This window comes from Stenotrophomonas sp. GD03958 (assembly GCF_029839005.1).
GTDB lineage: Bacteria > Pseudomonadota > Gammaproteobacteria > Xanthomonadales > Xanthomonadaceae > Stenotrophomonas > Stenotrophomonas hibiscicola.
This window is the reverse complement of sequence record NZ_JAOBZT010000017.1, coordinates 18,608-44,948: the sequence shown is the minus strand read 5'-3', so window position 1 is coordinate 44,948 and position 26,341 is coordinate 18,608. Positions and strand designations below refer to the sequence as shown.

The window sequence follows — 26,341 nt, the reverse complement described above, 5'->3', positions numbered from 1 at the left end:
CTCAGGAGGCGGTAGCGCCAGCAGCCTGCGCCAATGCGGCCGCGAGCGCGTCGCCCTTCCTCTCGCTGTAGCGGTCCACCAGGTAGTCCGACCGGCCACGCGTCAGCAGCGTGAACTTCACCAGCTCTTCCATCACGTCCACCACCCGGTCGTAGTACGGCGAGGGTTTCATCCGGCCGTCGTCATCGAATTCCTGCCAGGCCTTGGCCACCGACGACTGGTTGGGGATGGTCAGCATGCGCATCCAGCGACCGAGCACGCGCAACGTGTTGACGGTGTTGAACGACTGCGAGCCGCCGCTCACCTGCATCACCGCCAGCGTCCTGCCCTGCGTGGCCCGCACGCTGCCATCTTCCAGCGGCAACCAGTCGATCTGGTTCTTGAACACGCCGGCGACCGTGCCATGCCGCTCGGGGCTGACCCAGACCTGGCCTTCCGACCACTGCGACCATTCGCGCAATCGCTGCACTTCAGGGTGGTGCGGGCCCACGCTGTCCAGCATCGGCAGCGCATGTGGATCGAACACCCGGGTTTCGCACCCGAGATGGCGCAGCAGTCGCTCCGCTTCCAGCGCCAGCTTCCGGCTGAACGATTGCGGCCTCAGCGAGCCATAGAGCAGGAGAATGCGTGGCGGCCCCAGATCTGCTGCGGCGAGCTGGTGATGACTGGGCTGGGGCAATGACGATTCCACCAGGTTGGGCAGGTCGGGACTTGTGACTGGCTCATTCATTCGACTATTCTAAAAATATGGAAACGTCGAATGCAATTGTCGCCCTGACCGCCCTCGGCCATGCCACCCGCCTGGCTGCCTTCCGCCTGCTGGTGGAGGCTGGCCCAGCGGGCCGCATGGCCGGAGACATCGCCATGGCCCTGCAGGTGCCTCCAGCCACGCTCAGCTTCCACCTGAAGGAGCTCGTGCAGGCCGGGCTGGTGGAGAGCGAAAGCCAGGGCCGCCACGTCTGCTACCGCGCCAACTTCGATGCCATGAACGGCTTGATCGAGTACCTCACCCATAACTGCTGCGCGGGTTCGCCTGACCAGCAGTGCGCGGCAAGCGAACCGGCATGCAGGTGCTGAGATGAAACGACACCCGGTGATCCGTGCCGGCACGCGCGACGACCTGTGCTCCATCCGGGACCTTCTGCAGCAGGCGCAGTTACCCGTGGCCGATCTGGAAAGCAGCAAGGTCGTGTTTTTCGTCGCAGACCTCGACGGCGTCCCCGTGGGCGCCGTTGGATTGCAGGTTTTCGGCGCCTCGGCGCTGCTCCGCTCCCTGGTGGTGTCTGATGACCGACGCGGCACCGGCCTTGGACGCGCATTGCTGGCAACGGCCGAAGACATGGCCCGCCGCATGCAGGTCAGGGAACTGGTGCTGCTGACAACGTCGGCAGGCCCGTGGTTCGCGCGGCACGGCTTTGCGGGATGCGATCGCGCCCACGTAGCGGCGCCGATCCGCAGCTCTGCCGAGTTCACTCGTCTCTGCCCGGCCAGCGCGCTTTGCATGTCCAAGCCGCTCACTGATCATGGAAGCCACATGAAGCGCAATGTCCTGTTCCTCTGTACCGGCAACAGCGCCCGCAGCGTGCTTGCCGAAGCCACCCTGCGTGCATGGGGCGGCGATTGCTTCGCCGCCTTCAGTGCCGGCAGCCAGCCCAACGGCCAGGTCAATCCGTTCGCGCTCGCCCAGCTGCAGGCCGAAGGAATGCCCATTGAAGGGCTGCGCAGCAAGTCGTGGGGTGAGTTCGTGGATGCAGCGCCCATGAATCTGGTCATCACCGTATGCGACTCAGCCGCAGCGGAGGCCTGCCCGGTGGTGTTCGGTGACTTCGTCCGCAGCCACTGGGGCCTGCCCGATCCAGCGGCCGTGGCGGGCAGCGATGCCGAGAAAGTCGCGGCGTTCGCGCTGGCCCATGCCATCGTGAAAGCGCGCCTGCGTGCATTGCTCGCCTTGCCCGAATCATTGTGGTCCGACCGCGAGGCGCTGCAGCACACGCTGGATCGGATCGGACAGCTGCCGCCGACTGATCGCATGCCGTGACTGCCCCCATGAATCTGTTCGAGCGCTACCTGACGCTCTGGGTCGGGCTTTGCATTGCGGTCGGCACGCTGCTGGGCCACTTCCTACCCGGTGCTTTTGCCGCGCTGGCATCCGCAGAGATCGCCAAGGTCAACCTGCCGGTTGCGGTACTGATCTGGCTGATGATCATCCCGATGCTGCTGAAGGTCGACTTCACTGCGATGCGCCAGTTGCAGCAGCACTGGAAGGGCATCGGCGTAACGCTGTTCATCAACTGGGCGGTGAAGCCATTCTCGATGGCGCTGCTGGGCTGGCTGTTCCTGCGCCATGCCTTCGCGGACTGGCTGCCCGCAGCACAGATCGACAGCTACATCGCCGGGCTTATCCTGCTGGCAGCCGCGCCCTGCACCGCCATGGTGTTCGTGTGGAGCAACCTGTGCCGCGGTGATGCCAACTTCACCCTGAGCCAGGTGGCGTTGAACGACGCGATCATGGTGGTTGCCTACGCGCCGGTGGTTGCACTGCTGCTGGGCCTGTCAGCGATCACCGTGCCGTGGGATACGCTGGTGCTGTCGGTTGGCCTCTACATCGTGGTGCCGGTGCTGGTGGCGGCGTTGCTGCGGCGCTGGATCCTGTTGCATCGTGGCGAGGCGGCGTTGCAGCGGGTGCTTCGCCAGCTGGGGCCCGTCTCGTTGTGCGCGCTGCTGCTCACACTGGTGCTGCTGTTCGGCTTCCAGGGCCAGCAGATCGTGAAGCAACCGCTGGTGATCGCACTGATTGCGGTGCCGATCCTGATCCAGGTCTATTTCACTTCCGGCCTGGCCTACCTGCTCAATCGTCGCCTGGGCGTGGCGCATTGCGTGGCCGGCCCTTCGGCGTTGATTGGCGCCAGCAATTTCTTCGAACTGGCGGTGGCGACCGCGGTGGGGCTGTTCGGCGTGCTTTCGGGCGCAGCACTCGCAACGGTGGTTGGCGTGCTGATCGAGGTACCGGTCATGTTGTCTGTGGTGCGGATCGTGAACCGTACTCAAGCCTGGTACGAGAGACACGAAGAGCACTGACAGATCAGAGTGTGTCGAAATCGATTTACGTTCTTCGCCCCGCACTGTCGTCATCGGCTTGGTCGGGTACCCATACGCCACGTCATCAACTTCGATCCGTGTCGCATATTGCCCAAGCCGCTGCGGCCGTTGCGGCGCCTGCGTCTGCGACGGCTTAACAGCATGCAAGAATACCAAAAGCGTCTTTGATCCAGCGTTGAATGCAACTCTTCTGATTGGCGTTGCGCAGCGACGGCGGTACAGATGGTGGGCCGCCGGAAAATGGGTGGCCGGGCCTCGAAAACCCGTTAGATCACGAACGTTGTTTGCGCTTGCCAGCCGGCGTCACCCCGCGTGGCGCCGGCTGGCATTCCGTCTGCCGGCTATGGCGGGCGGAGCGTGGAGGCCTTGCGCCTGCCGGTCTTGTTCGTGATCTCCCGGTTTTCGAGCCACGTCTCCGCCCGCCACCTCTATGTGGCGGTTACCGTCTGTCCTGCACGGAGCCTTTGCCATGAGCACACCCCAATCCTCCCGCCTGCACGCGCAGTACGTGCCCGCCAACGCGGACGCGCCCTCGGAAACACCGCACCCGCATGATCCGCACGGTTTCATCGCCACGCTCGACCGCATCGGCAAGGGCGCCGCCGCCGACGGCCAGCCCTGGCCCGAACGTCATCAGATGCCCGGCCGCCGCATGGCCTTGGCCGACGCGGATTGCGCATTGGCCGGGCTGCGCGTGGCGCTGGAAATGCTCCTGGCTGCCGAGCGCGTACGCCAGAACGGTCCCGACGAGGAGTACGTGGGCGACCGGGTGATGGAGGGCCTGATGATGGCCAGCCTGTCGTTGACAGCACAGGTCAGCGCACGCATGCGGCCGGAAGGGTGATACGGGGAACAATGCTCACTGCAACGCCGGGCACGGCCCGGCGCTGCGGCGCGCGCCACATCACTCGCAGAGCGCGCTGTCTTCCTTCAACGCGGCATCCTGCAGTGGTTGGCGCTGTTCGATCTGCGCACGCTGTTCCGCCGTCGGCTCGCCCAGCCACCACACACGGCAGCGCGCGGTAAGACGGCCGACCAGCTTCGACTGATCGGGCGAGTACAACATCGCCAACGCGGTGCCAGGGCAGTCGTGGGCCTGGCAGGCGGTGTAGAACCACCACGGCTCACCCTGCAGCACTACCAGTTCGCCAGGACCGCTGGGCCCGCTCAACAGGCGTTCGCGCAGCGATGGAATCTCCTTGTCAGCGGATTCGGCTGCGGCCGTGTTCTTCATCAGGGCGTTGAACGCGGCCAGCACCTTCGGATCCTTGCGGCCGCAGTCGTCCACGGTATTGCCGCCCACCAGGGTGAAGAAATGCGTCGCCAGCGGGTTGTCCGCGCAGGTGAGTTCCCCGCCGGCGCTCGGGTCTTCCGGTTCGCCTTCGTTGTCCCACGCCGAGGGGTCCACACCGTCTTCGGCGGACGGTTCCTTCTCGACCACCGTCGCCACGGCGGCCGGCGCTTCGGTGGTCGGCGCTGGCGCCACAGCAGGTGCAGTCTCGCCAGTCTTTTCCGGTGCCTGTCCGCAGGCTGCCAGCAGCGCGGCCATCATCGCCATCCCTGTGATTCGCATCTTCATTCCGTGTCCTTGTCTGATCTGCGCTGCGTCCGCCGAATCGGCGGCCGCGTGATTCTAATGCGCTGTTCGCCGAAGATGGCTTTGTGCTGCAGAGCAACCAGCCGCCGATGCGCGGCCGCAGCGCGATCGAGGCCGCGTATGCCGGCCGGGGTGGCGGCCCATTGCGGCTGCGTGCGTTGGCGTACGCGGTGGAGGGGAACAGAGCTACATTATCGATACGTACCGCTACGGCAATAACGTGGGTGATACAGGCAAGTTCACGCTCATGCTGAAGCGCGAGTGGGATGGGCCGTGGTTGATTTTCTCGGACATGGACAACAGCAACGCGCGGCCGCGCGCGCGGTGATGAATGCCGCCGGGCATGGCCCGGCGCTACCGGGCGCCAACCAAGGTTGGCAGCTACCAGAAGCGGGTTCCGTCCTGGATCTACGCCATGCGTGGATGAGGCGCGCATAAAAAAACCCCGGCGCGTGGCCGGGGTTTTCGATTCACTTGAACAGCGTGTCCGGGTATTCCGGTTTCTGTTCCCGCGCCAGCAATGCGCGCAGGCCTTCTTCCGGCGTCTGCTCGCCATGCAGCACGGCTCGCACGCGGTCGGAGATCGGCAGGTCGATGCCATGGCGGCGCGCCTGTCGCATCACTTCGTCGGCGGTCTGCACCGATTCGACCACCTGGCCGATTTCGCGCACGGCATCCTGCAGCGTCTGGCCACGGCCCAGGGCCAGGCCCAGGCGGCGGTTGCGCGACAGGTCGCCGGTGCAGGTCAGCACCAGATCGCCCAGGCCCGCCAGGCCCATCAGCGTTTCCGGCTTGGCACCGATGGCAGCGGCCAGGCGCAGCATCTCGTTGAGGCCACGGGTGATCAGGCCGGCACGGGCGTTGAGGCCCAGCTGCATGCCATCGGCCACGCCGGTGGCCACGGCCAGCACGTTCTTCATCGCGCCGCCCAGCTCGGCACCGACCATGTCGTCGCCGGTATAGGCGCGGAACGCCGGGCCATGCATCGCCTCGGCCACCGTCTGCGCGAACTCGGGCACGTCGCCGTGCACCGTGATCGCGGTCGGCAGGCCCTGGGTGACTTCCTTGGCGAACGACGGCCCGGTGACGACGGCCAGCGGCACGTCCTCACCCAGCACTTCGCGCGCCACTTCATGCAGGAAGCGGCCCGAACCGGGTTCGAAGCCCTTGGTGGCCCAAGCCACGCCGGCACCGGCAGGACGCAGCGGCGCCAGCGCACGCACGGTTTCGCCGAAGGCATGCGAGGGGGTCACCACCAGGATCCAGGCCGCGCCCTCCACCGCCGACGCCAGGTCGGTGGTAGCACGCAGGTTGTCCGGCAGCGGGATGCCCGGCAGGTAACGCGGGTTCTCGTGGCGCTGGTCGATGGCTTCGACCACGGCAGCATCGCGCCCCCACAGCACGGTCGGGTGACCGTGCCGTGCGAGCAGGCTGGCCAGCGCGGTTCCCCAGGAACCGGCGCCCAGCACGGCGATCTTGTCAGCGGGAGTGCTCATCCGTGACGTCGCGGCAGGAATCAGGCGTTGCCGGCCGGCTCGGAGTCAGCCAGCGACGGTGCGTCGCCCTGCTCCTGGCGCTGGCGCAGGGTTTCTGCGTACAGGCCTTCGAAGTTGATCGGCTGCAGGAAGAACGGCGGGAAGCCGCCGGCCTGGATCAGGTCGCTGATCAGCTGGCGCACGTACGGGAACAGGATGTTCGGGCACTGGGTGCCGAGCAGCACGTCGATCGACTGCGGGTCCAGGCCGACCAGGCCGAACACGCCGGCCTGCTTCACTTCGGCCACGTAGGCGGTGCGCTCACCGGCTTGGCAGGTGAGGGTCACGGCCAGCACGACTTCGAAGGCGTTCTCACCCAGGCGTTGCACCTGCTGGTTCAGGTTCAGCTGCAGCTCCGGCTGCACCTGGTCATTGAAGATGGTCGGGGCGTTCGGCGACTCGAAGGAGACGTCCTTGACGTAGATCTTCTCGACGGTGAAAGCGGGGCCGGTGGCGGCATCGACCGGCGCAGCAGCGCCGTTGGTGATCTCTTCGGACATTTCCAGTAACTCCAATGAATGCAATGAAAACGATGGTCGAATTACTGCGATGGGGGCGGGATCAGGCCCATACAAGGCCGGATCCGCCACCTGCGGCAATCAGTTGCGGCCCTTGACCAGCGGCAGCTCGGCCTGCTGCCAGGCAGGAATGCCGCCGTCGAGCACGTAGACCTTCTCGAAGCCGGCCTTCTTCAGCGCCTTGGCGGCGGTTTCCGAGGCGTTGCCGCTGCGGCACACCAGCACCACCGGAGACTGCCTGGCGTTGGCCACCAGCTTGTGCTCCGGGCCGAAGGCACTGGCCTGGGCGTTGCGGCTGCCGGCAATGTGGCCCTTCTCGAAGTCACCGCTGGCCGACAGGTCGACCACCACCGTGCCGCCCGCGTTGATCAGCTGGGTCAGTTCGGCGGGCTTGATGCCCTTGAAGCCCCGGAACAGGCGGCGGATCTCGGTGACGATGATGGCCACGGTCAGGCCGACCAGGGCCGCGGACAGCATCGGGTTTCGGCCTGCAAAGGCCAGCAACTCTTCGTAATTCACTCAGGTCACGGGTCGATTAAGCGGGCGCCGATTGTCGCACAAGCCGGACGCGGCCCGTCACTGCCCCTTCCACAGGTCCGGCAGGCCGGCGGTCTGCCACCACCGCTTGGCCTCCGGGTCCCAGCGCCAGCGCTCGACCACGACCACGGTGCGCTCGGCCTGGGTGTTCTGGTTGATCACCCCGATTTCGACCCGGCGCTCGACCAGGCCGCCATCCAGCGCGGCGCTGCTGCGCTCGCGATAGGACGACACGCGCAGCTGTGCGTAGCGGTTGAGCTCGAACTCGGTCGGCGGCTTTTCCTTGCGCAGCTTGGGGTCCAGATAGCCGATCGCATCGTCCATGCTGCCCCAGCGGATGGTGGCGCCGTAGGCGATCTGGGTCTCTTCCAGCAACTTGCGCTGCTTGCGGCTGAGGTCGTCGGCCGAAGCCACGGCGCTGACCAGCAGCAGGGAACACATCAGGAACTGGATGAGGCGGCGCATCGGTGGTTTCCCCAGGACGTCAGCCTGCCATCCTACCCTTTGGCGAAGGCAACGAAGCGACCGCTGAACTCGGCGGCCGGCTTGCCATCGGCGCCGGGCTGGGTGGCGATGATGCTGATGCGGGCCTTGCGGCGCTGGCGGAAGGTATTCAGGAAGGCATCCCAGCCGCTGGCTTCGGCCGCTTCGGCATGGGCATGCAGGTCTTCGTAGACCGGGGCCAGGTAGCGCAGGTTGCTGTCGGCCACGTAGACCTCGGCATCGTGGCCGGCCAGGCGCAGGCGCAGGCTGACCAGTGCCCAGCCGGACAGGGTCAGCACCGAGGCCAGGCTGCCACCGAAGGCGTTGCCCTTGTCGTTGACGTTGGCGGCCAGCGGCGCGGTGATGCGCAGCACGCCATCGGCATAGCCATCGAGCTGGATCTGCATGGCGCGCACCGCCGGCATGCAGTCCAGCACGTCCTGCAGGGCGGCCAGCGAGGAAGTCAGAGCATCAACGGACATCGGAGCAGCGACCACGACAACGAAGGGCCCGCATAATGCAGGCAATGGCCGACCATACGATACCCACTGGCGCCGCCGGTTCCGAGCCGGGCTGGACCTTCATTTCGCTGCGACCGCAGGGCCAGAATTCCGCGCTGCGCCGCGCCGTTGCTGGGCTGGGCGGGCATGTGGTGGCCCTGCCGCCCTGGCGCCTGCAGCGCTTGAACGGCATGCCAGTGGTGCGTCAGCTGCAACGCGCGCTGAACTGCGACCGGGTGGTGTTCACCAGCCCGGCCGCGGTTACCGCGGCCGCCACCCTGCTGGCGCTGGCCAAGGCACAACGCAGCCCGTGGCTGACCGTGGGCGAAGGCACCGCGCGCGCGCTGCGGGAGCACGGCGTCGCCGGGGTGCATGCGCCGCAGCGGATGGACAGCGAGGGGCTGCTGGCGCTGCCGGTACTGGCGGACGTCCGCGGCCTGCGCATCGGACTGGTCACCGCGCCCGGCGGACGCGGCCTGATTGCTGCACACCTGCAGGCCGCCGGCGCCGCGATCGAACGTGCCGATGTCTACCAGCGTCGCCTGCTGCGCCTTTCGCCCCGCACGCTGGCGCGATTGGCGCATTCAGCGCGGCCGTGGGTGCTGGCGGTCAGCAGTGGCGAGGCGCTGCTGCATTTCTGGCAGCAGCTTCCGCCGACTTGGCAGCAGCGCCTGCGGGCAGAGGTCCGCGTGGTGGTTGCCAGCGACCGCCTCGGCGAACAGGCGCGGTCGCTCGGCCTGCGGCACATCTCACGCAGCGCCGGCCCCACTGCTGCGCAGCTGGTGGCCGCTGCACACGCCACGCTCACCGTCCCGGCAGCGACCTGAACAGGGACGTGGATCACGCTTGCCGCTGTCGTCGGCAACAGTGATGCTGTGCACAACGCGGCCTGCCGGACTTCCACCGGCGACGCTGCCGACAAGGAAGCCCGATGAACGACACTGCGCCCGCTCCCCCACCCCATCGACCCGTGCGCTGGCTGCTGCCGCTGGCCGCTGTGGTCGTGGTCGGCGCGGGCGGCTATGCCGGCTGGTACGTCTGGCAGCAGCAACAGCATGAGCAGGAAGCGCAGGCACAGACCACGGCCGTCCAGCTGAAGGGCCTGGAGGCCACGCTGGATGCGCTGCGTCGTGACCAGCGCGCAACCAGCCAGCGCCTGCAGGACGCGGCCACCACCAACCGCGTGCTGCGCGACGAGATGCTGGGCCTCTCCCAGCGCAGCGCGTTGCTGGAAGAGAACCTGGCCAAGCTGGCCGACAGCGCCAACCAGGGCCGCCAGGCGGTGCAGCGCGATGAAGCCGAGCTGCTGCTGACCCAGGCCGCGCAGCGCCTGAACTACGCCGACGACGTGGAGGGCGCACGCCGCCTGTACGCACAGGCGGCCACCGCACTGGCCGAACTGCCCGACGCTGATGGCCTGAACCTGCGCCAGGCGCTGGTGCAGGAGCGCGAGGCACTGGACGCGCTCGGCAGCGGCCCGCGCGTGCAGTCGCTGCAGCGTCTGGATGCTGTGGCCCGGGCGCTGCAGGGCCTACCGTCACAGATCACCGGCACAACCGGCGGCAATGCTGCCAAGCCGTGGTGGCAGGCCACCCTGGCCCCGTTCGTGGACATCACCCCCAGCCGCCAGAACGGCCCACTGACGGCCGCCGAACAGCGCAACGCCGACGATGCACTTCAGCTGGAACTGACGCTGGCACGTGCCGCCATCGAGCGTGGCGACCGCGCGGGCCGCAACTCCGCCCTGGACCGGGTGGAACACTGGGCACAGCGACGCTGGCCGGATTCACCGGCCCTGCGCGCGCAACGTGCTGAACTGAAGGCCTTGCGCGAACTTCCACTGCAGGCCAACGACGCTGTCCTTGGCAGCACCCTGCAACAACTGCGCACCCAGACCGACCGGAGGTAAGCCCGCATGAAACCCCTGCAATCCCTGGTCGTGCTGTTGCTGGCCGTGGCCATCGGCGTGGTCGCCGCGCAATGGCTCGGCGCCGATGACCTGAACCGCTTCGGCGAGGTGACCCTGCGCTACGGCGGCTACGACTATCACAGCAACCTGCCGAAGGTAGCGCTGCTGGCGGTGATCACGGTCCTGGTGCTGTGGCTGCTGTGGAGCCTGATCGCTGCACCGTTCCGTGCCTGGGGCCGCTACCGCCGCAAGCAGGGCAGGGTGCGCCTGATCGACGGCCTGCAGGCCTACGAGCATGGCCAGTGGCAGCGTGCCGAGAAACTGCTGGACGGTGCGGCCAAGGACCCGGAGGTGAGCGCGGTGGCGCTGGCCAATGCGGTGCGCAGCGCACAGGCGCGCGCCGACGGCCCCGCCGGTGAAGCACTGCTGCAGCGCCTGGGCGAAAGCGATGCCACGCTGCAGGCGCTGCTGCGCGCCGAACAGCTGTTGGCGCGCGACCTGCCGGTGGATGCGATCAACGCATTGGACGTAGCCGCGATCCAGCCGCTGCCGCCGCGCGGCCTGTGGCTGCGTACCGAAGCGCTGGCGCGTGCCGGCCGCGCACACGAGGCCTATGGCCAGCTGGGTGCGCTGCGCCAGAGCAAGGTACTGCCGGCCGAATCAAACAGCGAACTGGAAGCCCGCCTGGCCGCACAGGCGCTGCTGGAAGCGGCCGACGTCAACGCATTGGCCGCACAGTGGGAAGCCACGCCGAAGGCGCTGCGGCCGACCCCGGACGTGGTGGGCGCCTATGCCAGCCGCGCGGTGGCCCTGAACTGGGATGAGCCGGCGCTGCTGGCGCTGGAACAGGCGCTGGACCAGCGCTGGGACGACGAACTGGTGGCGCTGTACGGCCGCCTGCCGGCCGAGCGCCTGGCCACCCGCCAGGCCAACCTGGCGCGCTGGCGCAGTGTGCATGATGGCTCGGCCGCACTGCATCTGGCGCAGGGCCGCGTGGCCCTGGCCCAGCAGCAGTGGGATGCCGCCGATACGTTCCTGCACGAGGCCATCGCCGCCGGCGCCGGTGCCCCAGCGTGGGAGGCACTGGGTGAACTGTTCGCGCAGCGTGGCGAACACGCGCTGGCGGCACAGTGCCTGGCCAATGCGCTGCGCCTGCAGCGCGGCGAGGACAGCGTGGAACTGGTACGCGGCAGCGAAGCGCCGCTGCGTGCCACGGTGGAAGAGCAGCCGATCGCGGTCCAGCCCCCGGTGTATGACGCCAACGAAGAGCGCGACGAATTCGGCAACCCGCGGTTGCCGTGAAGCGTGCCGACCAACGGTCGGCACCCACCGGAGAAAAAGAACGCCGCCCACCGGGCGGCGTTTTCATATGTGGAACCCGGTAGTCGCAGCGATCAGCGTTCGATGATCGCCACCACGCCCATGCCGCCGGCGGTGCAGATCGACACCAGCGCGCGACCACCGCCGCGTTCGGCCAGCTGCTTGGCGGCGGTGGCGATGACGCGGGCGCCGGTGGCGGCGAACGGGTGGCCGGTGGCCAGCGACGAACCCAGCAGATTGATCTTGTCCGGGTCGATGCGACCCAGCGGTGCGTCCAGCCCCAAGCGGTTGCGGCAGTAATCCTCGCTCTCCCACGCACGCAGGGTGCACAGCACCTGCGCGGCGAAGGCCTCGTGGATCTCGTAGATGTCGAAGTCCTGCAGGGTCAGGCCATTGCGCTTGAGCATCTCCGGCACGGCCACGGTCGGTGCCATCAGCAGGCCTTCGCCATGCACGAAGTCCACCGCAGAGACATGCGCATCGCGCAGATAGGCCTGCGGCTCATGGCCGTGCGCACGTGCCCACTCTTCGCTGGCCAGCAGTACCGCAGCGGCACCGTCGGTCAGCGGGGTGGAGTTGGCGGCGGTGAGCGTGCCACGGCCGGAGACCTTGTCGAACGCCGGCTTCAGCGTCGCCAGCTTTTCCAGCGAGGTATCCGGGCGCAGGATGTTGTCACGCTCGACGCCACGGAACGGTGCGATCAGGTCGTTGAAGAATCCGCGCTCATAGGCGGCAGCCAGCTTCTTGTGCGAGGACACAGCCCACTCGTCCTGCGAGTCGCGCGAGATGTTCCACTCCTTGGCCATGTCCTCGCAGTGGTCGCCCATGCTCTTGCCGGTGCGCGGCTCGGCCACGCCCGGGAACTCGGGCTTGAGCTCGGAGAACTTGAAGCCAGCGGTGAGTGCGCGGATCTTGTCGCCGGTGCTCTTGGCGCGGTTGGCGGCCAGCAGGCGTGCACGCAGCTTCTTGCCGTAGACGATCGGCACGTCGGAGGTGGTGTCCGAACCACCACCGATGCCCGATTCAATCTGGCCCAGCGCGATCTTGTTGGCCACGGTGATGATGCTGTCCAGCGAGGTACCGCAGGCGCGCTGCAGGGTGATGCCCGGGGTCAGCGGCGACAGGCCGGAGGACAGCGTGGCTTCGCGGCCCAGGTTCCAGTCGCTGGAGTGCTTGATCACCGCACCCATTGCCACTTCACCCAGCTGCTGGCCATGCAGGCCGAACCGTTCGACCAGCGCACCCAGCGTACGGACCGACATGCCGAGGTTGCCGACATCCGAATACGCGGTGTTCTGGCGACAGAACGGAATGCGGACGCCACCGAGGATGGCGACGGGACGAGCGTTGGGCATGGAGATACCTGGCATGGATGAGGGTGTCTGCAACATGGCCTGCACGGCGGAGCAGGCATAATGGAGCCAAGTGTAGCTGCCGCCCTGTGATGGGCCAACCGTGGAACCATGAGCAAACCCGACCCCGCGATGAATGCCCTTGGCGTGCTGGCCCTGGAACTGGCCGGCGGTGAAATCCCCCGCCAGGCGGTGCTCAGCGCAGAACAGGCCGGTGAACTGGCCGAACGCGTCGGCCGTGACCTGTCCAAGCTGGTGCCACAGGTAGCCGAGCTGGACCTGGTGTTCGCCGCCGCCCATTTCGACCCGGCCGAAGTGCTGCGCCCGGGCTGGCCGATCCATCGCCGCCTGGAAGAACTGCAGATGCGTGCTCCGGGCCGCAACCAGGGCCCGCGCCTGCTGGCCTTCGGTACCGATGCCGAGGGTGACGTGCCGCTGCCGTTCCAGGCCGATGCCAGCCTGGTTGGCGGTGGCCTGCGCGTGGTGCCGATCCTGCTGACCGGCAGCGATGTGGCCACCACCAATGCGGTCGCGCATGCGCTGGAAGACACCTTGCTCGCCAACGGCATGGCGCATGCCGACACCGCGCTGATGGCGCAGAACAGCTTCGGTGCGCGGATCGAACACGCACGCTACTTCACCGTGAACGATCTGGCCGCGATGATGTCGATGCAGTACGACAACCAGGGCCTGGCCGCGCTGTGGCCGCTGATCGAGACAGCGATCATGGCGCCGGGCGAGGACGAGTGGCTCAATGCCGCGCCCGAGCCGCTGCTGCGCTATACGCACGGCGAAGCACGCATGGCACTGTTCGACCCGGCCGGTTGGTGCGCGCACTACAACCACAGCAAGAACGATTGCGACCGCCTGAAGGGCATCTACGAACAGTTCCTGATGCGCCAGCGGCAGATGGCTGCGGTGCTGGAGGCACACGGCGTGCCGGTGCTGTTCGTGCACTGCGAGGCCGGGCAGGACGCGCGCGAGTTGCTGTCGCGCTGATCTGCGGATGCGCACCGCCGGGCATGGCCCGGCGCTACCGTGCAATTGCGTTTCGCCGGGGCGCGACCGCCGTGCGTATTGCTGTAGCGCCGAGCCCATGCTCGGCTCAGGTCCACCGAAGAGCAGCCGAGCATGGGCTCGGCTCTACAGGAAGCGATGCAAAGAAAAACGCCGGCTTGCGCCGGCGTTTTCCGTTTCCAGCAAAAGCGCCCTTACGGGACCTTCTGGATCACCGCACACGCCAGGCGCGCGCCGGCGTTGCCGGTCGGCTGGGTCTTGTAGTCATCCGCATCGGCGTGGACGATCAGGCCGCGGCCGATGATGTCGAAGTCATCACCCTTGCCGATGTTGACGTTGCTCGACACCGGGCCGTCGATGGTGGCCACGCCCTTGTCGTCGGCCTTGATGTTGGGCATGTCGCCGCCGTGGTGCGGATCGGCCGCCACGCTTCCGTGGTCCTGCTTGCCCGGGTTGAAGTGGCCGCCGGCACTCATGCCGTCCGGCGCGCTGCAGTCGCCCTTCTCGTGGATGTGGAAACCGTGCTCGCTACCCGGCTTCAGGCCCGTAACCTGGCCGGTCACGTGCACCTTGCCATCAACCACCTTGAAGGTGACGCTGCCCTTGGTCTCGTTGCCCTGGGTCGGTGCCAGTTCGGCGGTGGCCGACGCATCGGCTGCCGGGGCGGCAGCGGGTGCCGGCGTTGTGGCCGGTTCGGTGGTGGCGCCCTCGGCCGGGGCGGCCGGCGGGGTTTCCGTCTGCGGAGCGGCCGGCTGCTGGCCGCAGGCCGCCAGGCCCAGCGCGGCGATGGCTGCAAACAGCGAAGTGTGGATCAGACGCATTGGAATCTCTCCCTGGATGTTGCCTGCAGTGATCAGCGGACGACCCGGATCACGCCACAGGCGATGCGAACGCCGGCATTGCCGGCGGGCTGGCTGCGATAGTCGTCGGCGTTGGCATGCACGACCAGTGCACGTCCGGCGATATCGGTGGCGGCGCCTCCGCCAAGGGTAACGCCCTTGAGGTGGATATCGACGTTGGCGCGGCCCTGGGCGTCGGCACGCAGATTGTCCATGTCGCCCAGGTGGTGCTTGCCGGTGCCAGCGCGGCCATGCGCAGCGCCACCGGGATTGAAGTGATTGCCGGCACTGCTGGCATCCACCGCACTGCAGTCGCCGCGCTCGTGGATGTGGAAGCCGGCCTGCTGCATCGGCTGCAGGCCACCGACCAGGCCGGTGATGTGCATGCCGCCGGGCTCCACCATCAGTGCGATGCGGCCACTGACAATGCTGGCCGAGGCCGGCGCAAGATTGGCCTCGCCCTGCTTCGCTGCGCTGACCACGGTCGGCGGCGGCGGAGTAGGTTCGGTCTTTTTCGGCGCGCTGCCGCAGGCAGACAGCAGCACGGCGGCGGACAACGGCAGGATGGCAAAGGACAGACGCATCAAAGACTCCTTGCAGATGACACTAAGCGTTGCATCGTCCATGAACGATCAACAGTTCGGCAAGCGGGCGCGAGGACCGCGTGCAGGGACCGTTCAATGGCCCCCGCGGCGGCGGCCAGCGCCCAGCTTGCGGGTAAGGGTATTGCGGCCCAGGCCCAAGCGGGCAGCGGCTTCGGCGCGGCGGCCATGGGTGATCTGAAGCGCCGCTTCCAGCAGCGCATGGTCGACCCGCTCGCGCACCTGCGCATGCAGCCCTTCCACGCCTTCGGCGAGCTGGCGGCGCGCCCATTCGGCCAGCAGCGCTTCCCACTGGCCTGGATCGGCGCTGCTGGTGCTGCCGCGACGGCCCCGCGAACGGTTCAGCGCGGTATCGACGTCGGCCACGCCGATGGTGTCGGCGGCGGCCAGCGCGGCCATCCGCCAGCACACGTTTTCCAGTTCGCGCACGTTGCCGGGCCAGTCGTGCTCGCGCAGCGCCTGCAGTGCGGCGGCGGTCAGGCGCTTGGGCGGCGTGTCCAGCCTGCGTGCGGCGGCGGCCAGGAAGGTGCTGGCCAGTTGCGCGATGTCTTCACGGCGCTCGCGCAGCGGCGGCAGCTGCAGGCGCACCACGTCGAGGCGGTGCAGCAGGTCCGCGCGGAACTTCCCCTGCGCGACCAGCCCTTCCAGGTCCTGGTGGGTGGCGGCCACAACGCGCACATCGACGCGGATCAGTTCGCGGCCACCGACGCGGAAGAACTCGCCCTGCGCCAGCACGCGCAGCAACCGGGTCTGCAACGGCAGCGGCATGTCGCCGATCTCATCCAGGAACAGCGTGCCGCCATCGGCCTGCTCGAAGCGGCCGGTATGGCGGCGCTGCGCGCCGGTGAAGGCGCCGGCTTCATGGCCGAACAGCTCACTTTCCAGCAGCTCGGATGGGATTGCAGCGGTATTGAGCGCGACGAACGGACCCTGCGCGCGCGGCGATTCGCGATGCAACGCATTGGCCACCAGCTCCTTGCCGGTGCCGGTCTCGCCGGTGATCAGCACCGCCAGCGGCGCCTGCGCCAGGCGACCGATGGCGCGGAACAGCGCGCGCATCGGCGGCGTCTCACCCACCAGTTGCGGCGGTTGGTCGCCATGCGCTTCCGGCGCAGGCGTGGGCGCTGCCAGTGCCGGCGCCACCGCCGGCAGCACGCGCTGCGCCAGCGCCACGGCATCGTCCAGGTCGAACGGCTTGGACAGGAATTCATGCGCGCCGCCGCGGAACGCACCGGCCGTGCTGGCGACATCCGTGTAGGCCGACATCACGACCACCGGCAGCTGCGGCAACGCGGCCTTGAGCTTGTCCAGCAGCACCAGGCCATCGTCGCCAGGCATGCGCACATCGGTGAACAGCAGCGCCGGCGGCGCGCCTTCGCCCAGGGCCTGCAGGGCTGCCGCAGCGCTGTCGAAATCGACGACCTGGTAGCCCGCCTCGCGCAGCGCGGTGCACAGCACGAAGCGCACGGCACGATCGTCATCGACCACCCAGATGCGCTGCGGGGACGAAGAAGACTCAGACATCGCGCGGGGCCTCCTCGGCCGGGGCGGCGCCACTGACAATCGGCAGCAGCAGGGTGAACACGGTATGGCCCGGGCGCGAGCGGTAGGTCAGCGTGCCGCGGTGCTCGCGCGCCACCTGCTGGGCCAGCGCCAGGCCCAGGCCAGTGCCTTCGGCGCGGCCACTGACCAGCGGCAGGAACAGGTGCTCGGCCAGTTCCTCGGGTACACCACGGCCGTCGTCGGCAATTTCCAGGCGCAACGCCAGCGTGTGCAGCTGCTCGGCGATGCGCGCGCCATGCTCCACGCGGGTGCGCAGGGTGATGCTGCCGGCATCGGCCTGGATTGCGTTTCGCACCAGGTTCCACACCGCCTGGGTAAGACGGTCGGCGTCGCCACGGAATTCGGGAATGCTGGGGTCGTAGTCGCGCTGCAGGCGTACTGCCCAGCCGGCCTCGTTCTCGGCCAGGCGCAGCACGCGTTCCAGCGCGGCATGGATGTTCAGTTCGGCGTGGGGTGCGGCCGGGGCCGGCGACAGCAGCTGGTCGAGCAGGCCGTTGAGGCGCTCGATCTCCGAGCCGATCAGTTCGATCAGTTCGCGTTCGCTGGCCTCGCGCTGGGCCGCGCGGCGGGCCAGCAGCTGGGCCGCACCCTTCAACCCGGCCAGCGGGTTGCGCAGCTCGTGGGCCAGACCCTTCAGCGCCGCGCTGAGCGCGCTGGGCAGGGCCTGCGTCGGGTCCAACCCAGGGAATTCGTCGACCGGATGTGCCTCCAGCAACCAGCCGCCATCGTCGCGGCGGCTCATCCAGCCCTCGGCGAAGCGCGGCGCCTCGCCGGGCACCGCCAGCGCCAACCGGTTCAGGCGCAGGCTGTCGCGCTCATCGCGTGCCAGGAAATGGGCCAGCGCTTCGCCCTGCACTTCCAGTGCAGCCAGCGGCTGGCCCAGCAGGCGGCGCCCGCTGACGCCCAGCCAGCGGCCGAAGGCCGGATTGCAGCCGATGATGCGGCCATCGGCCCCGGCCCACGCCAGTGGCGTGCCCAGGGCTTCAAGGGTCGGCGGTGGTGCGGGGTCGGACATTGCACCAATGTAGTGCAAAACGCGGGGGCCGGGGTCAGAGCACGTTCCGCCAGAAAAGGGCTCCGGCCCCTGCCGCAGGTCGAGCGAGCTCGACCACTACCAGATGCGTGGCCGGTTACAGCTTCATGTTGAGGCCGACGAACACACTGCGTCCCGGGGCCGGCGAGAACATCGGGCGGGCGCTGTCCCAGAAGAAGCTGTCGTACCAGGCGTAGGCGTACTGGCGATTGGTGGCGTTCTTCAGCTGCAGGTCCACGCTGAATCGCGGGGTGAGCTGGTAGGCAGCACTGAGGTCGAGCACGGCGAAGCCACCGAACTTGCCGGCTACGTTGCGCTCTTCCAGGTAGTAATCGCCCTGCGCACGCGCCTGCAGGCCCAGCCGCAGCGCATCACCGGCGCGGTAATCCACGCCCAGATTGCTGATGTGGCGCGGGGTGGCGGCCACTTCCCGGCCCTGCAGGGAAACGCCGGCATCGCGGTCGTCGCGGGTGATCTTCGCTTCCTGGTAGGCGTGCGACGCCCACACCGTCCAGTCGTCGCCCAGTTGCAGGCTCAACTGCGCATCCACGCCGCGCCGGCGGGTCTTGCCCAGAATGACCGTGGTGCCGGTGGCCGGCATGTTGGATACCTCGTTTTCCGCGTCCTGCTGCCATGCCGCCAGACGTGCCTGGGCGCCCGCGAACGGCTGGAACTTCAGGCCCAGCTCCATGCCGGTGTTGGTGGACGGCTGCATCGGTGCCTGTCCCGGGGTGAGGTAGGCCGGTGCGGTGGACCCGGTCAGCACCTGGAAGGTGCGGCCCCAGTTCGCGTAGACGTGGGTGGTCTGGCCCAGGCTGTGGATGATGCTCAGCTTGGGCTGGCCGATCGTGCCGTAGTCCTGCAGGCGGCCGCTGACGCCGTTCACCAGGTGGGTGCGGCCGCTGAAGCGGTCGACGCGATAGGCCGGCACGACCTTCCAGGCTTCGACGGGCTGGTAGACCGCCTGCACGTAGGCGCCCCAGTTGTCGAAGCTGTGGCGATCATTGTTCTGCACCCGCGCCGGTGGCTGCCTGAAGTCGGTGGGTTCGGCGTAGGCGTAGCGCTCGCGGATGTAGCCGTTGTCCTGCTGCTCGTAGTTCAGGCCACCCTCGACGGTAAGCGTGGGCCTGGCCTGCCAGGTGAGCGTGGTGAGCAGGCCATGCTGCCGCTCGTCCCACGCGCGGCGCTGGCGCGGCAGGTTGCCGTTGGGCACGTCGCTGAAGGTCACGCGGCGGTCGTCTTCATAGCGGCTGTAGTACAGCCGCGTGCCGAAGGTGAGCGCGTCGGACAGTTTCATGTCCAGGTGCGCGGCCAGTTGGCGCATGTCGCGGTCATCACCATCGTTGCCGTTGCGCAGCTCGCTGCCACGACGGTGCGTGCGCAGTTCCTCGGCGGTCATGAAGCCCGGTTCGTCGGCCTCATGGTGGTAGGCGCGCGCGGTCAGGCCCACGCGCAGGCCGTCGTCCAGCGAGCCATGGAACCACTTGCCGCCCAGCGAATACTTCTTCGAGGCATCGTGATCGCGGTAGCCGTCGCTGGCCTGGGTGCCGACGAAATAGTTCTGCGCGAAGCCATTGGCTTCGCGGCCGACTGCCAGCTGTGCATCTCGGGTGTTGTAGCTGCCATACGCCAGTCGCGCGTCGGTGTAGGTGCCGCCCTGGCGCGTACCGAAGTTCACGTTGCCGCCGATGTTGTGCAGGCCGTAGCGCGGGTCGTTGGTACCGCGCACCACTTCGATGTAGCTGATGTCCAGCGGGAACAGCATGTCGATGAAGCGCTGGTTGCCGCTGTTGACGTTGCTGGGGATGCCGTCAATGAGGGTCTTGATCGCGTTGAGGTAGCCCTCGCCGTTGAAGGCGCGGAAGCTGACCTTGCCCGATTCGGCACCCTGCCGCGTTTCGGTGAGCTGGATGCCGGGCATCTGCCCCAGCAGCTCCCAGCTGTGCGAGACGTTGCGGTCTTCGATCTGGTCCGCGCCGAGCACGTCCACCGAAGTCAGTACCTGGTGTGCACTGAGCTGGCCTTCGCCGTGCTGGTGCACCTGCACCTTGCCGAGGGTGAGCGCGGCATCGGCGGACTGTGCGAAAGCTTCAGGGGCGAACGGCGCGGCCGCCAAGGCGGCCAAAAGGGTGGGAGTCATGGGAAGGGGCGGTTACGGTGAAATGTAATAATATAACATTTCACGCGCCCGCTCTTGCAGCGTCGAGCAAAGCTCGGCGCTACAAGGGCGGGAGCCGGGGGGATTACACCGGGTAGCCGGTGGCTTCCCGTGCCTTCTTCCAGGCGGCTTCGAATTCACGCGCGGAGATTTCGTCGTCCTCGTCGAAATCCAGGAACGACACCGGCTGGTCGGCCAGCAGGAAGCGGTCGTCGCTGTGGGCATGCTCGTCGGCCCAGACCATCCTGGTGCCGTAGATTTCCACCTGCCGCACGATCTTCTCGCCGCGCGCTTCCATCAGCACGTTGCCCTTGCCCAGGCCCGATTCGGCCCAGTGCTTGTAGTACTTCTTTGCGGCGGACTTCGCGGCGGACTTCGCGCCGGTTTTTGCGTTGTGCTTTGAGTAGGTCATTGCAGGAGCCCTGGCCGCTGGCGCGGCCGGAAAGTGCGGAATGGCGCCATTATCGCCCGACCTCGCAGCGCGCAGGTGGGCGCTTCAGCGGGCCGGCGCTGGCAACGCCACGCCCTTCGGCCACAACATCCAGATGTTGCCCTTCTGCTTCATGTCGCCGGCCAGCTTGCCGGCGGCTTCGCCGCTGCCCCAGTACAGGTCGGCGCGCACTTCGCCGGCGATGGCACCGCCAGTGTCCTGCGCGGCCACCGGGCGCACCACCGGGCTGCCGTCCGGGCGCGTGGTGGACAGCCACAGCAGGCTGCCCAGCGGTACCACGGTGCGATCCACCGCCACGCTGTAGCCGGCGGTGAGCGGTACGTTCAGTGAACCACGCGGACCTTCCGGGCTGTCCGGAGTGCGCACGAAGAACACGTAGCTGGGGTTGCTGCGCAGCAGTTCCTGCACGCGCGCGGGATGGGCCCGGGCCCAGGCGCGGATCGCGTCCATGGTGACGTCTTCCTTCTTCAGCTGGCCCTGGTCCACCAGCCAGCGACCGATCGCGCGATAGGGGTGGCCGTTCTGCTCGGCATAGGCCAGCCGCACCTGCGTGCCATCAGCCAGGCGCACGCGGCCGGACCCTTGGATCTGCAGCAGCTGCAGGTCCATCGGGTCGGTCAGCCAGGCCAGCACCGGCGCCTTTACGCCTTTGGCGGCGATGGTGCCGGCATCGTCATAGGGCTTGAGCACCTTGCCCTCAACCCGCCCGCGCAGGCGCTTGCCCTTCAGTTCCGGGTAGAGGCTGTCCAGCTGCACCACGATCAGATCATCCGGCGTGCCGTACACCGGCACCGTGGCCTTATCGGTACGGGTAAGGCTGCCGGGGTAGATCGGCTCGTAGTAACCGGTGATCAATCCATCGGCCTGATGGCCACCGGCACGCAGCGCATAGGCATCGAGGTCGCGCTGCAGGAACTGGCGGATCGCGGCCGGGTCCTTGTCTGACACGGCTGCGGCGGTGGCACAGGGCTTGGCCCAGACAGCGTCGTTCTTCAGGCGGGTGCAGCTGCTGCGCCAGGCAACGAAGCCGGCCTGCAGATCGCTGTTTGAGACCGCTGGCAGGGCTTTCCAGTCGACCCTGGCGTAGGTGGCCGCCGGCGCTGAGGTCGGCGCGGGCGCTTCGGAACCCGTGCGGGGAGCGGTGGTGGCGCAACCGGCGAGCACCGCCGCTGCCAACAGGGTCCAGTGCTTGCGCTTGAAGAAGGTAGCGGAATCGGTCATGCCGCCATGGTGGCGGGCCGGCCGCTGGGCGGCAACCCGGCGCGGGGTCAAGCGTTCATGCGCGGAGTCACGGCATCTGCAGCAGCAACGAATGCAGGATGCGGGCGTCCTCGGCATCCAGCGTCTTGGGCAGGTCGTCGCGGCCACGGAAACGGCGGTGGAAGGCGGCGGCGGTGGCTTCTCGGTTGTCCAGTGGATAGCCGAAGCGGGCCAGCGCATTCCACGCGTCGAAGCCTTCCGGTGCCGCGCCGTCGGCCGCGCGCGGCCACACGCCGAAGCCGGCCTCGGCCAGCTGTTGCCACGGGAAGAAGCGGCTCGGATCCTGCTTGCGCGTCGGTGCCAGGTCGGCGTGGGCGATCACCTGGCGCGGCGGGATGTTCAGGCGGGTGGTGAGGTCGCGCAGCAGCACGATCAGCGATTCGATCTGCGCCGCACTGAACGGGCTGCGGCCATCGTTGTCGAGCTCGATGCCGATCGAGGCCGAGTTGAGATCGGTGATGGTGCCCCAGCGCCCGGCGCCGGCATGCCAGGCACGGCGCTCATCGGCGACGAGCTGGTAGCGATGGCCATCGGCGCCGATCAGGTAGTGCGCGCTGACCGGTCCACCGCTGTTGGCGGTACGCAGCGTATGCAGGCTCTGCTGCACCGATTTCTGCTCGGTGTGGTGGATGACGATGATGACCGGCGTGCGCGCGTTCTGGTTGGGCGAAGGCACCCAGGTGGCGAGCGGGTTACGCGTTTCCCGTGGCGTGGAAGCGCAGGCGGCCAGCAACAGGCAGGCCGAGAGCATCAGTGTGGTGCGGATCGGAGGCATGGCCTGATTGTGCGCGATCTGGCGCGAGGGTGCATGTCACAAGGTAGATTCTGTTGATCCACGCCAGGCGTGGATGCGCCACTCCGGCTGTGCCGACCAATGGTCGGCACCCACCAGAGCAGACCTGGACCCTGTGCCAAGCAAGCTTGGCACCTACCAGAACCAGGACAGGGGAAGTGCCGACCAACGGTCGGCACCCACCACGTCAGTACGCCGCTACCTCAGGCCTCGTAGGCAGACTCGCCGTGCGAAGTCACATCCAGGCCAGTGCGCTCTGCTTCTTCGGTCACGCGCAGGCCCACCACGACCTTTACCAGCAGCAGGATGACCGCGGTCACCACCGCCGACCACAGCACGGTCAGGCCGACGCTGACCACCTGCACCCACACCTGGTGGCCGATATCCAGATCGGCCTTGGTGCCGCCCAGCGACTGCGCGCTGAACACGCCGGTGAGGATCGCGCCGACGATGCCGCCGACACCATGCACACCGAACACGTCGGCGGTGTCGTCCACCTTCAGCAGGCGCTTGAGGCCGGTCACGCCCCACACGCAGATCACGCCGGCGACGAAGCCGATCACGATCGCGCCAAGCGGGCCGACCGTGCCACAGGCCGGGGTGATGCCGACCAGGCCGGCCACCGCACCCGAGGCTGCACCCAGCGCCGACGGCTTGCCCTTGCCGATCGCTTCCACCAAGGTCCAGCCGAGCACGGCGGCGGCGGTGGCCAGCACGGTGTTGAGGAAGGCCAGCGAGGCCACCGTATCGGCCGCAGCGGCGGAACCGGCGTTGAAGCCGAACCAGCCTACCCACAGCAGCATGGCGCCGATGTAGGTAAACGGTACGTTGTGCGGCTTCAGCGCGGTCTGGCCGTAGCCCAGGCGCTTGCCGACGAACCACGCGCCGACCAGGCCGGCCACGCCCGCATTGATGTGGACCACGGTGCCACCGGCGAAGTCGATCGCGCCCAGTTCACCCAGGTAGCCGCCGCCCCAGACGATGTGCGCCATCGGGATGTAGCTGAGGGTGAACCACAGTGCCGAGAACAGCAGCACCGCACGGAACTTGATGCGCTCGGCGAAGGCACCGACGATCAGCGCGGTGGTGATGCCGGCGAAGGTCGACTGGAAGGCGACGAACAGGTAATCCGGCAGGCCCTTGATCGGCGTATTGCCTACCGACTCCGGAGTGAAGCCCTTGAGGAAGGCGAATTCGGTGAACGAGCCGAAGAACGGATTGCCGGCGCTGAACACCGCACTGTAGCCATAGGCCACCCACAGCAGCAGCACCAGCGAGAACACCACCAGGATCTGGCTGAGCACCGACAGCACGTTCTTCGAACGCACCAGGCCGCCATAGAACAGGGCCAGGCCTGGAACCACCATCAACAGCACCAGCAGGGTGGATGTGAGCATCCAGGCGACGTCGCCACGATCATAGGCAGCGGCCGCTTCGGCCACGGCCGGCGCGGCGGCGGTGGCGGCCGGATCGTGCAGCGGCTCGACCGCCACGGTTTCGCTCGGCAGCGGCGACACCTGTGCCTGGGCGTGGGCGCTGCCCGGCCAGGCACCAGCGGCCAGCGCGCTGAGCAGCATCAACAGGCACACCAGATGGAACCGGGCTTGCCACCCGGTGAGAAGGCGCATCTTCATGGGGGAGTCTCCGGAAGGGGGCTTACAGCGCGTCGGCGCCGATTTCGCCGGTGCGGATGCGGATGACCTGCTCGACAGCGGTCACGAAGATCTTGCCGTCACCGATCTTGCCGGTGCCGGCAGACGACTGGATCGCTTCGATCACCGCGTCGGCACGTTCGTCGGTGACGACGGTTTCGATCTTGATCTTGGGCAGGAAGTCGACAACGTACTCGGCACCGCGATACAGCTCGGTGTGGCCCTTCTGGCGACCGAAACCTTTCACTTCGGTCACGGTGATGCCCGACACGCCTGCATCGGACAGGGCCTCGCGGACCTCGTCGAGCTTGAACGGTCGGATGATGGCGGAGATCAGTTTCATGCGCATGTCCCGAGGGTGGATGGGGCCAGCGCGCCAGCGCGCGTTGGCATCAGGCAACCACGGGTCATCAGGACGATGACCGTGGCTGTTGCACCGGACACGTACAGGGCCGGGACGGCCGTGCCTCTCTCCTTGCACGACCGACGCGGGAGGGAGGGCGGCCCTGGTCGCGTATCCGGTCTCTCTCTTGCCCCTGGATAAGCGGGCCAATGGCCCGCGTTCCAATGCAGCGGACTGACAGTCCGCTCTACAACGGCGGGCCTGCGCCCGCCCTGCGGCTCCCCAGCCGCGAGAACGGAAGCGATGGCGGCGGGTGGGAGGGGGAACCCACCGCCATCGCGCCCGGTCAGCTCGCGTAGTACAGCTGGTATTCCAGCGGGTGGGTGGCCGCGCGGAACTTGGTCACTTCCTGCATCTTCAGCGCGATGTAGCCGTCGATGAAGTCATCGCTCATCACGCCGCCGGCCTTCAGGAACTCGCGGTCCTTGTCCAGCGCTTCCAGCGCCTGGTCCAGCGAGGAGCAGACCTGCGGGATCAGCTTCTCTTCCTCCGGCGGCAGGTCGTACAGGTCCTTGTCGCTCGGTGCACCCGGGTCGATCTGGTTCTTGATGCCGTCCAGGCCGGCCATCATCAGCGCGGTGAAGGTCAGGTAGCCGGACTGGATCGGGTCGGGGAAGCGCATTTCGATGCGGCGCGCCTTCGGATTGGACACCCACGGAATGCGGCACGAGGCCGAACGGTTGCGGGCCGAGTAGGCCAGCATCACCGGCGCCTCGAAGCCCGGCACCAGGCGCTTGTAGCTGTTGGTGCCCGAGTTGGCGAAGGCATTGATGGCTTTGGCGTGCTTGAAGATGCCGCCGATGTACCACAGCGCCAGCTGGCTCAGGCCACCGTAGCCGTCACCGGAGAACAGGTTGGTGCCGCCCTTGGACAGCGACTGGTGCACATGCATGCCGCTGCCGTTGTCACCGACGATCGGCTTGGGCATGAAGGTGACGGTCTTGCCGTTGCGATGCGCGACGTTCTTGATGACGTACTTCATGCGCAGCAGCTCGTCGGCCTTCTGCACCAGGGTGCTGAACTTGGTGCCGATCTCGCACTGGCCGGCGGTGGCCACTTCGTGATGCTGCACTTCCACTTCGATGCCGACCTGTTCGAGGGTCTTGCACATCTCGGCGCGCAGGTCGTGCAGGGTGTCGGTCGGCGGAACCGGGAAGTAGCCGCCCTTCACGCCGGGACGGTAGCCGCTGTTGGCGCCGTCATACTTGGCGCCGCTGTTCCATGCCGCTTCTTCCGAGTCGACCTTGAAGAAGGTGTTGCCCATTTCGTTGGCGAAACGGACCGAGTCGAAGATGAAGAATTCCGGCTCCGGACCGAAGAACGCGGTTTCGGCGATGCCGGAGGACTTCAGGTAGGCCTCGGCACGCTTGGCGATGCCGCGCGGGCAGCGGCCATAGGCCTGCATGGTGGCCGGATCGAGGATGTCACAGCTGATCACCAGGGTCGGATCGGCGTAGAACGGATCGACGTAGGCGCTGGACGGGTCCGGCAGCAGCACCATGTCCGATTCGTTGATGCCCTTCCAGCCGGCGATCGAGCTGCCGTCGAACATCTTGCCTTCTTCGAACAGCGACGGCTCGACGATGCTGACCGGGAAGGTGACGTGCTGCTCGACGCCACGCATGTCCACGAAACGCAGATCGACGAATTCGATCTGGTTGTCCTTGATCAGCTTCTCAACGTTTTCCACGGACATCGGTACGACCTCGGATGGGGATGA

The 26,341-nt window shown here is 67.5% G+C and carries 27 protein-coding genes and 2 pseudogenes; 10 read left to right on the top strand and 19 right to left on the bottom strand.

All coding sequences use genetic code 11. The annotated features are described in order from the left end of the window. Position 1 precedes the first annotated feature (1 nt). Positions 2 to 730 carry an arsenical resistance protein ArsH gene (gene arsH / locus N5C25_RS07600; RefSeq protein ID WP_279936720.1) on the bottom strand — a complete coding sequence of 243 codons (729 nt, stop codon included), beginning with the start codon at positions 728 to 730 and terminating at the stop codon, positions 2 to 4. A 17-nt stretch (positions 731 to 747) separates the two neighbouring features. Between arsH and N5C25_RS07595 the strand changes: the two genes are divergently transcribed. The 5 genes and pseudogenes from N5C25_RS07595 to N5C25_RS07575 all read left to right on the top strand — a co-directional run bounded on the left by N5C25_RS07595 (position 748) and on the right by N5C25_RS07575 (position 3,943). After that, positions 748 to 1,077 (top strand): helix-turn-helix transcriptional regulator, encoded by a 330-nt coding sequence (locus N5C25_RS07595; protein ID WP_058980212.1) that lies wholly within the window; start codon positions 748 to 750, stop codon positions 1,075 to 1,077. Between the two features lies 1 nt (position 1,078). Then, positions 1,079 to 1,498 (top strand): annotated as a pseudogene (arsN2, locus tag N5C25_RS07590) (arsenic resistance N-acetyltransferase ArsN2); the annotation flags it as partial. Between the two features lie 36 nt (positions 1,499 to 1,534). Continuing rightward, on the top strand, positions 1,535 to 2,038 hold the full coding sequence (locus N5C25_RS07585) for an arsenate reductase ArsC (protein WP_279936729.1): 504 nt from the start codon (positions 1,535 to 1,537) through the stop codon (positions 2,036 to 2,038). 8 nt (positions 2,039 to 2,046) lie between these two features. Next, a complete protein-coding gene (gene arsB / locus N5C25_RS07580) occupies positions 2,047 to 3,078 on the top strand; it encodes an ACR3 family arsenite efflux transporter (protein ID WP_262212750.1) in 1,032 nt (343 codons plus the stop codon). 490 nt (positions 3,079 to 3,568) lie between these two features. Next, positions 3,569 to 3,943, top strand: coding sequence for a hypothetical protein (locus N5C25_RS07575; RefSeq protein WP_058980216.1), 375 nt, complete (start codon positions 3,569 to 3,571; stop codon positions 3,941 to 3,943). A gap of 60 nt (positions 3,944 to 4,003) precedes the next feature. On the opposite strand, the gene N5C25_RS07570 is transcribed toward N5C25_RS07575, so the two are convergent. Then, entirely contained in the window at positions 4,004 to 4,678 is a 675-nt protein-coding gene (locus tag N5C25_RS07570) for an Ivy family c-type lysozyme inhibitor (protein ID WP_058980218.1), read from the bottom strand. A 59-nt stretch (positions 4,679 to 4,737) separates the two neighbouring features. On the opposite strand from N5C25_RS07570, the pseudogene N5C25_RS07565 reads away from it, so the two are divergent. Further along, positions 4,738 to 5,024, top strand: a pseudogene (locus N5C25_RS07565) (DUF4440 domain-containing protein); the annotation flags it as partial. Between the two features lie 142 nt (positions 5,025 to 5,166). Here N5C25_RS07565 and N5C25_RS07560 read toward each other — a convergent pair. From N5C25_RS07560 to N5C25_RS07540, 5 genes are all read right to left on the bottom strand, one after another. After that, the gene (locus N5C25_RS07560) at positions 5,167 to 6,192 is read right to left on the bottom strand and encodes an NAD(P)H-dependent glycerol-3-phosphate dehydrogenase (RefSeq protein ID WP_058980220.1); all 1,026 of its coding nucleotides are present in this window, start codon (positions 6,190 to 6,192) and stop codon (positions 5,167 to 5,169) included. 20 nt (positions 6,193 to 6,212) lie between these two features. Further along, a complete protein-coding gene (gene secB, locus N5C25_RS07555; RefSeq protein WP_005407596.1) occupies positions 6,213 to 6,731 on the bottom strand; it encodes a protein-export chaperone SecB in 519 nt (172 codons plus the stop codon). Between the two features lie 99 nt (positions 6,732 to 6,830). Then, entirely contained in the window at positions 6,831 to 7,268 is a 438-nt protein-coding gene (locus tag N5C25_RS07550) for a rhodanese-like domain-containing protein (RefSeq protein ID WP_058980222.1), read from the bottom strand. Between the two features lie 57 nt (positions 7,269 to 7,325). Then, complete coding sequence (locus tag N5C25_RS07545; protein WP_058980224.1) at positions 7,326 to 7,751, bottom strand: hypothetical protein; 426 nt, start codon at positions 7,749 to 7,751, stop codon at positions 7,326 to 7,328. 32 nt (positions 7,752 to 7,783) lie between these two features. After that, a complete protein-coding gene (locus N5C25_RS07540) occupies positions 7,784 to 8,251 on the bottom strand; it encodes a YiiD C-terminal domain-containing protein (RefSeq protein ID WP_008266702.1) in 468 nt (155 codons plus the stop codon). Between the two features lie 35 nt (positions 8,252 to 8,286). On the opposite strand from N5C25_RS07540, the gene N5C25_RS07535 reads away from it, so the two are divergent. The 3 genes from N5C25_RS07535 (at position 8,287) to N5C25_RS07525 (ending at position 11,480) form a co-directional block, all read left to right on the top strand. After that, a complete protein-coding gene (locus N5C25_RS07535; protein ID WP_058980229.1) occupies positions 8,287 to 9,096 on the top strand; it encodes a uroporphyrinogen-III synthase in 810 nt (269 codons plus the stop codon). A gap of 104 nt (positions 9,097 to 9,200) precedes the next feature. After that, positions 9,201 to 10,178 carry a uroporphyrinogen-III C-methyltransferase gene (locus N5C25_RS07530; RefSeq protein ID WP_058980231.1) on the top strand — a complete coding sequence of 326 codons (978 nt, stop codon included), beginning with the start codon at positions 9,201 to 9,203 and terminating at the stop codon, positions 10,176 to 10,178. Positions 10,179 to 10,184: 6 nt separating this feature from the next. Then, positions 10,185 to 11,480 carry a heme biosynthesis HemY N-terminal domain-containing protein gene (locus tag N5C25_RS07525; protein ID WP_279936719.1) on the top strand — a complete coding sequence of 432 codons (1,296 nt, stop codon included), beginning with the start codon at positions 10,185 to 10,187 and terminating at the stop codon, positions 11,478 to 11,480. Positions 11,481 to 11,572: 92 nt separating this feature from the next. Here the strand turns inward: N5C25_RS07525 and N5C25_RS07520 are convergent, their stop codons facing one another. Further along, complete coding sequence (locus N5C25_RS07520; protein WP_026347250.1) at positions 11,573 to 12,868, bottom strand: acetyl-CoA C-acetyltransferase; 1,296 nt, start codon at positions 12,866 to 12,868, stop codon at positions 11,573 to 11,575. A gap of 93 nt (positions 12,869 to 12,961) precedes the next feature. Here N5C25_RS07520 and N5C25_RS07515 point away from each other — a divergent pair, with 93 nt between their 5' ends. Further along, positions 12,962 to 13,849 (top strand): hypothetical protein, encoded by an 888-nt coding sequence (locus tag N5C25_RS07515; protein WP_058980234.1) that lies wholly within the window; start codon positions 12,962 to 12,964, stop codon positions 13,847 to 13,849. 212 nt (positions 13,850 to 14,061) lie between these two features. Here the strand turns inward: N5C25_RS07515 and N5C25_RS07510 are convergent, their stop codons facing one another. The 11 genes from N5C25_RS07510 to glnA form a co-directional block, all read right to left on the bottom strand. Beyond that, entirely contained in the window at positions 14,062 to 14,688 is a 627-nt protein-coding gene (locus N5C25_RS07510; RefSeq protein WP_058980236.1) for a superoxide dismutase family protein, read from the bottom strand. A gap of 32 nt (positions 14,689 to 14,720) precedes the next feature. Further along, a complete protein-coding gene (locus N5C25_RS07505; RefSeq protein ID WP_058980237.1) occupies positions 14,721 to 15,290 on the bottom strand; it encodes a superoxide dismutase family protein in 570 nt (189 codons plus the stop codon). Between the two features lie 93 nt (positions 15,291 to 15,383). Continuing rightward, a complete protein-coding gene (gene ntrC / locus N5C25_RS07500) occupies positions 15,384 to 16,832 on the bottom strand; it encodes a nitrogen regulation protein NR(I) (RefSeq protein ID WP_279936718.1) in 1,449 nt (482 codons plus the stop codon). Beyond that, positions 16,825 to 17,886 carry an ATP-binding protein gene (locus tag N5C25_RS07495; RefSeq protein ID WP_058980241.1) on the bottom strand — a complete coding sequence of 354 codons (1,062 nt, stop codon included), beginning with the start codon at positions 17,884 to 17,886 and terminating at the stop codon, positions 16,825 to 16,827. The genes ntrC and N5C25_RS07495 overlap by 8 nt, the downstream gene beginning before the upstream one ends. A gap of 115 nt (positions 17,887 to 18,001) precedes the next feature. After that, positions 18,002 to 20,044, bottom strand: coding sequence for a TonB-dependent receptor (locus N5C25_RS07490; protein ID WP_279936717.1), 2,043 nt, complete (start codon positions 20,042 to 20,044; stop codon positions 18,002 to 18,004). Positions 20,045 to 20,147: 103 nt separating this feature from the next. Beyond that, entirely contained in the window at positions 20,148 to 20,474 is a 327-nt protein-coding gene (locus N5C25_RS07485; protein ID WP_058980246.1) for a hypothetical protein, read from the bottom strand. Positions 20,475 to 20,558: 84 nt separating this feature from the next. Then, complete coding sequence (locus N5C25_RS07480; RefSeq protein ID WP_279936716.1) at positions 20,559 to 21,734, bottom strand: MltA domain-containing protein; 1,176 nt, start codon at positions 21,732 to 21,734, stop codon at positions 20,559 to 20,561. Positions 21,735 to 21,801: 67 nt separating this feature from the next. After that, positions 21,802 to 22,548 (bottom strand): N-acetylmuramoyl-L-alanine amidase, encoded by a 747-nt coding sequence (locus N5C25_RS07475; RefSeq protein WP_279936715.1) that lies wholly within the window; start codon positions 22,546 to 22,548, stop codon positions 21,802 to 21,804. Positions 22,549 to 22,769: 221 nt separating this feature from the next. Continuing rightward, on the bottom strand, positions 22,770 to 24,200 hold the full coding sequence (gene amt / locus N5C25_RS07470; RefSeq protein WP_058980247.1) for an ammonium transporter: 1,431 nt from the start codon (positions 24,198 to 24,200) through the stop codon (positions 22,770 to 22,772). Positions 24,201 to 24,222: 22 nt separating this feature from the next. Then, positions 24,223 to 24,561 (bottom strand): P-II family nitrogen regulator, encoded by a 339-nt coding sequence (locus tag N5C25_RS07465; protein ID WP_004134334.1) that lies wholly within the window; start codon positions 24,559 to 24,561, stop codon positions 24,223 to 24,225. Positions 24,562 to 24,907: 346 nt separating this feature from the next. Beyond that, on the bottom strand, positions 24,908 to 26,317 hold the full coding sequence (glnA, locus tag N5C25_RS07460; protein ID WP_019661939.1) for a type I glutamate--ammonia ligase: 1,410 nt from the start codon (positions 26,315 to 26,317) through the stop codon (positions 24,908 to 24,910). Positions 26,318 to 26,341 lie beyond the last annotated feature (24 nt).

What these genes read in the sequence shown, in the direction of transcription:
- N5C25_RS07475 (WP_279936715.1), bottom strand. Translation starts at nt 22,548, where the DNA reads ATGCCTCCGATCCGCACCACACTGATGCTCTCGGCCTGCCTGTTGCTG.
- glnA (WP_019661939.1), bottom strand. Translation starts at nt 26,317, where the DNA reads ATGTCCGTGGAAAACGTTGAGAAGCTGATCAAGGACAACCAGATCGAA.
- N5C25_RS07535 (WP_058980229.1), top strand. Translation starts at nt 8,287, where the DNA reads ATGCAGGCAATGGCCGACCATACGATACCCACTGGCGCCGCCGGTTCC.
- N5C25_RS07525 (WP_279936719.1), top strand. Translation starts at nt 10,185, where the DNA reads ATGAAACCCCTGCAATCCCTGGTCGTGCTGTTGCTGGCCGTGGCCATC.
- N5C25_RS07575 (WP_058980216.1), top strand. Translation starts at nt 3,569, where the DNA reads ATGAGCACACCCCAATCCTCCCGCCTGCACGCGCAGTACGTGCCCGCC.
- amt (WP_058980247.1), bottom strand. Translation starts at nt 24,200, where the DNA reads ATGAAGATGCGCCTTCTCACCGGGTGGCAAGCCCGGTTCCATCTGGTG.
- N5C25_RS07540 (WP_008266702.1), bottom strand. Translation starts at nt 8,251, where the DNA reads ATGTCCGTTGATGCTCTGACTTCCTCGCTGGCCGCCCTGCAGGACGTG.
- N5C25_RS07585 (WP_279936729.1), top strand. Translation starts at nt 1,535, where the DNA reads ATGAAGCGCAATGTCCTGTTCCTCTGTACCGGCAACAGCGCCCGCAGC.
- arsB (WP_262212750.1), top strand. Translation starts at nt 2,047, where the DNA reads ATGAATCTGTTCGAGCGCTACCTGACGCTCTGGGTCGGGCTTTGCATT.
- N5C25_RS07595 (WP_058980212.1), top strand. Translation starts at nt 748, where the DNA reads ATGGAAACGTCGAATGCAATTGTCGCCCTGACCGCCCTCGGCCATGCC.
- N5C25_RS07505 (WP_058980237.1), bottom strand. Translation starts at nt 15,290, where the DNA reads ATGCGTCTGTCCTTTGCCATCCTGCCGTTGTCCGCCGCCGTGCTGCTG.
- N5C25_RS07520 (WP_026347250.1), bottom strand. Translation starts at nt 12,868, where the DNA reads ATGCCAGGTATCTCCATGCCCAACGCTCGTCCCGTCGCCATCCTCGGT.
- secB (WP_005407596.1), bottom strand. Translation starts at nt 6,731, where the DNA reads ATGTCCGAAGAGATCACCAACGGCGCTGCTGCGCCGGTCGATGCCGCC.
- N5C25_RS07495 (WP_058980241.1), bottom strand. Translation starts at nt 17,886, where the DNA reads ATGTCCGACCCCGCACCACCGCCGACCCTTGAAGCCCTGGGCACGCCA.
- N5C25_RS07480 (WP_279936716.1), bottom strand. Translation starts at nt 21,734, where the DNA reads ATGACCGATTCCGCTACCTTCTTCAAGCGCAAGCACTGGACCCTGTTG.
- N5C25_RS07465 (WP_004134334.1), bottom strand. Translation starts at nt 24,561, where the DNA reads ATGAAACTGATCTCCGCCATCATCCGACCGTTCAAGCTCGACGAGGTC.
- N5C25_RS07570 (WP_058980218.1), bottom strand. Translation starts at nt 4,678, where the DNA reads ATGAAGATGCGAATCACAGGGATGGCGATGATGGCCGCGCTGCTGGCA.
- N5C25_RS07490 (WP_279936717.1), bottom strand. Translation starts at nt 20,044, where the DNA reads ATGACTCCCACCCTTTTGGCCGCCTTGGCGGCCGCGCCGTTCGCCCCT.
- N5C25_RS07545 (WP_058980224.1), bottom strand. Translation starts at nt 7,751, where the DNA reads ATGCGCCGCCTCATCCAGTTCCTGATGTGTTCCCTGCTGCTGGTCAGC.
- N5C25_RS07510 (WP_058980236.1), bottom strand. Translation starts at nt 14,688, where the DNA reads ATGCGTCTGATCCACACTTCGCTGTTTGCAGCCATCGCCGCGCTGGGC.
- arsH (WP_279936720.1), bottom strand. Translation starts at nt 730, where the DNA reads ATGAATGAGCCAGTCACAAGTCCCGACCTGCCCAACCTGGTGGAATCG.
- ntrC (WP_279936718.1), bottom strand. Translation starts at nt 16,832, where the DNA reads ATGTCTGAGTCTTCTTCGTCCCCGCAGCGCATCTGGGTGGTCGATGAC.
- N5C25_RS07485 (WP_058980246.1), bottom strand. Translation starts at nt 20,474, where the DNA reads ATGACCTACTCAAAGCACAACGCAAAAACCGGCGCGAAGTCCGCCGCG.
- N5C25_RS07530 (WP_058980231.1), top strand. Translation starts at nt 9,201, where the DNA reads ATGAACGACACTGCGCCCGCTCCCCCACCCCATCGACCCGTGCGCTGG.
- N5C25_RS07560 (WP_058980220.1), bottom strand. Translation starts at nt 6,192, where the DNA reads ATGAGCACTCCCGCTGACAAGATCGCCGTGCTGGGCGCCGGTTCCTGG.
- N5C25_RS07515 (WP_058980234.1), top strand. Translation starts at nt 12,962, where the DNA reads ATGAGCAAACCCGACCCCGCGATGAATGCCCTTGGCGTGCTGGCCCTG.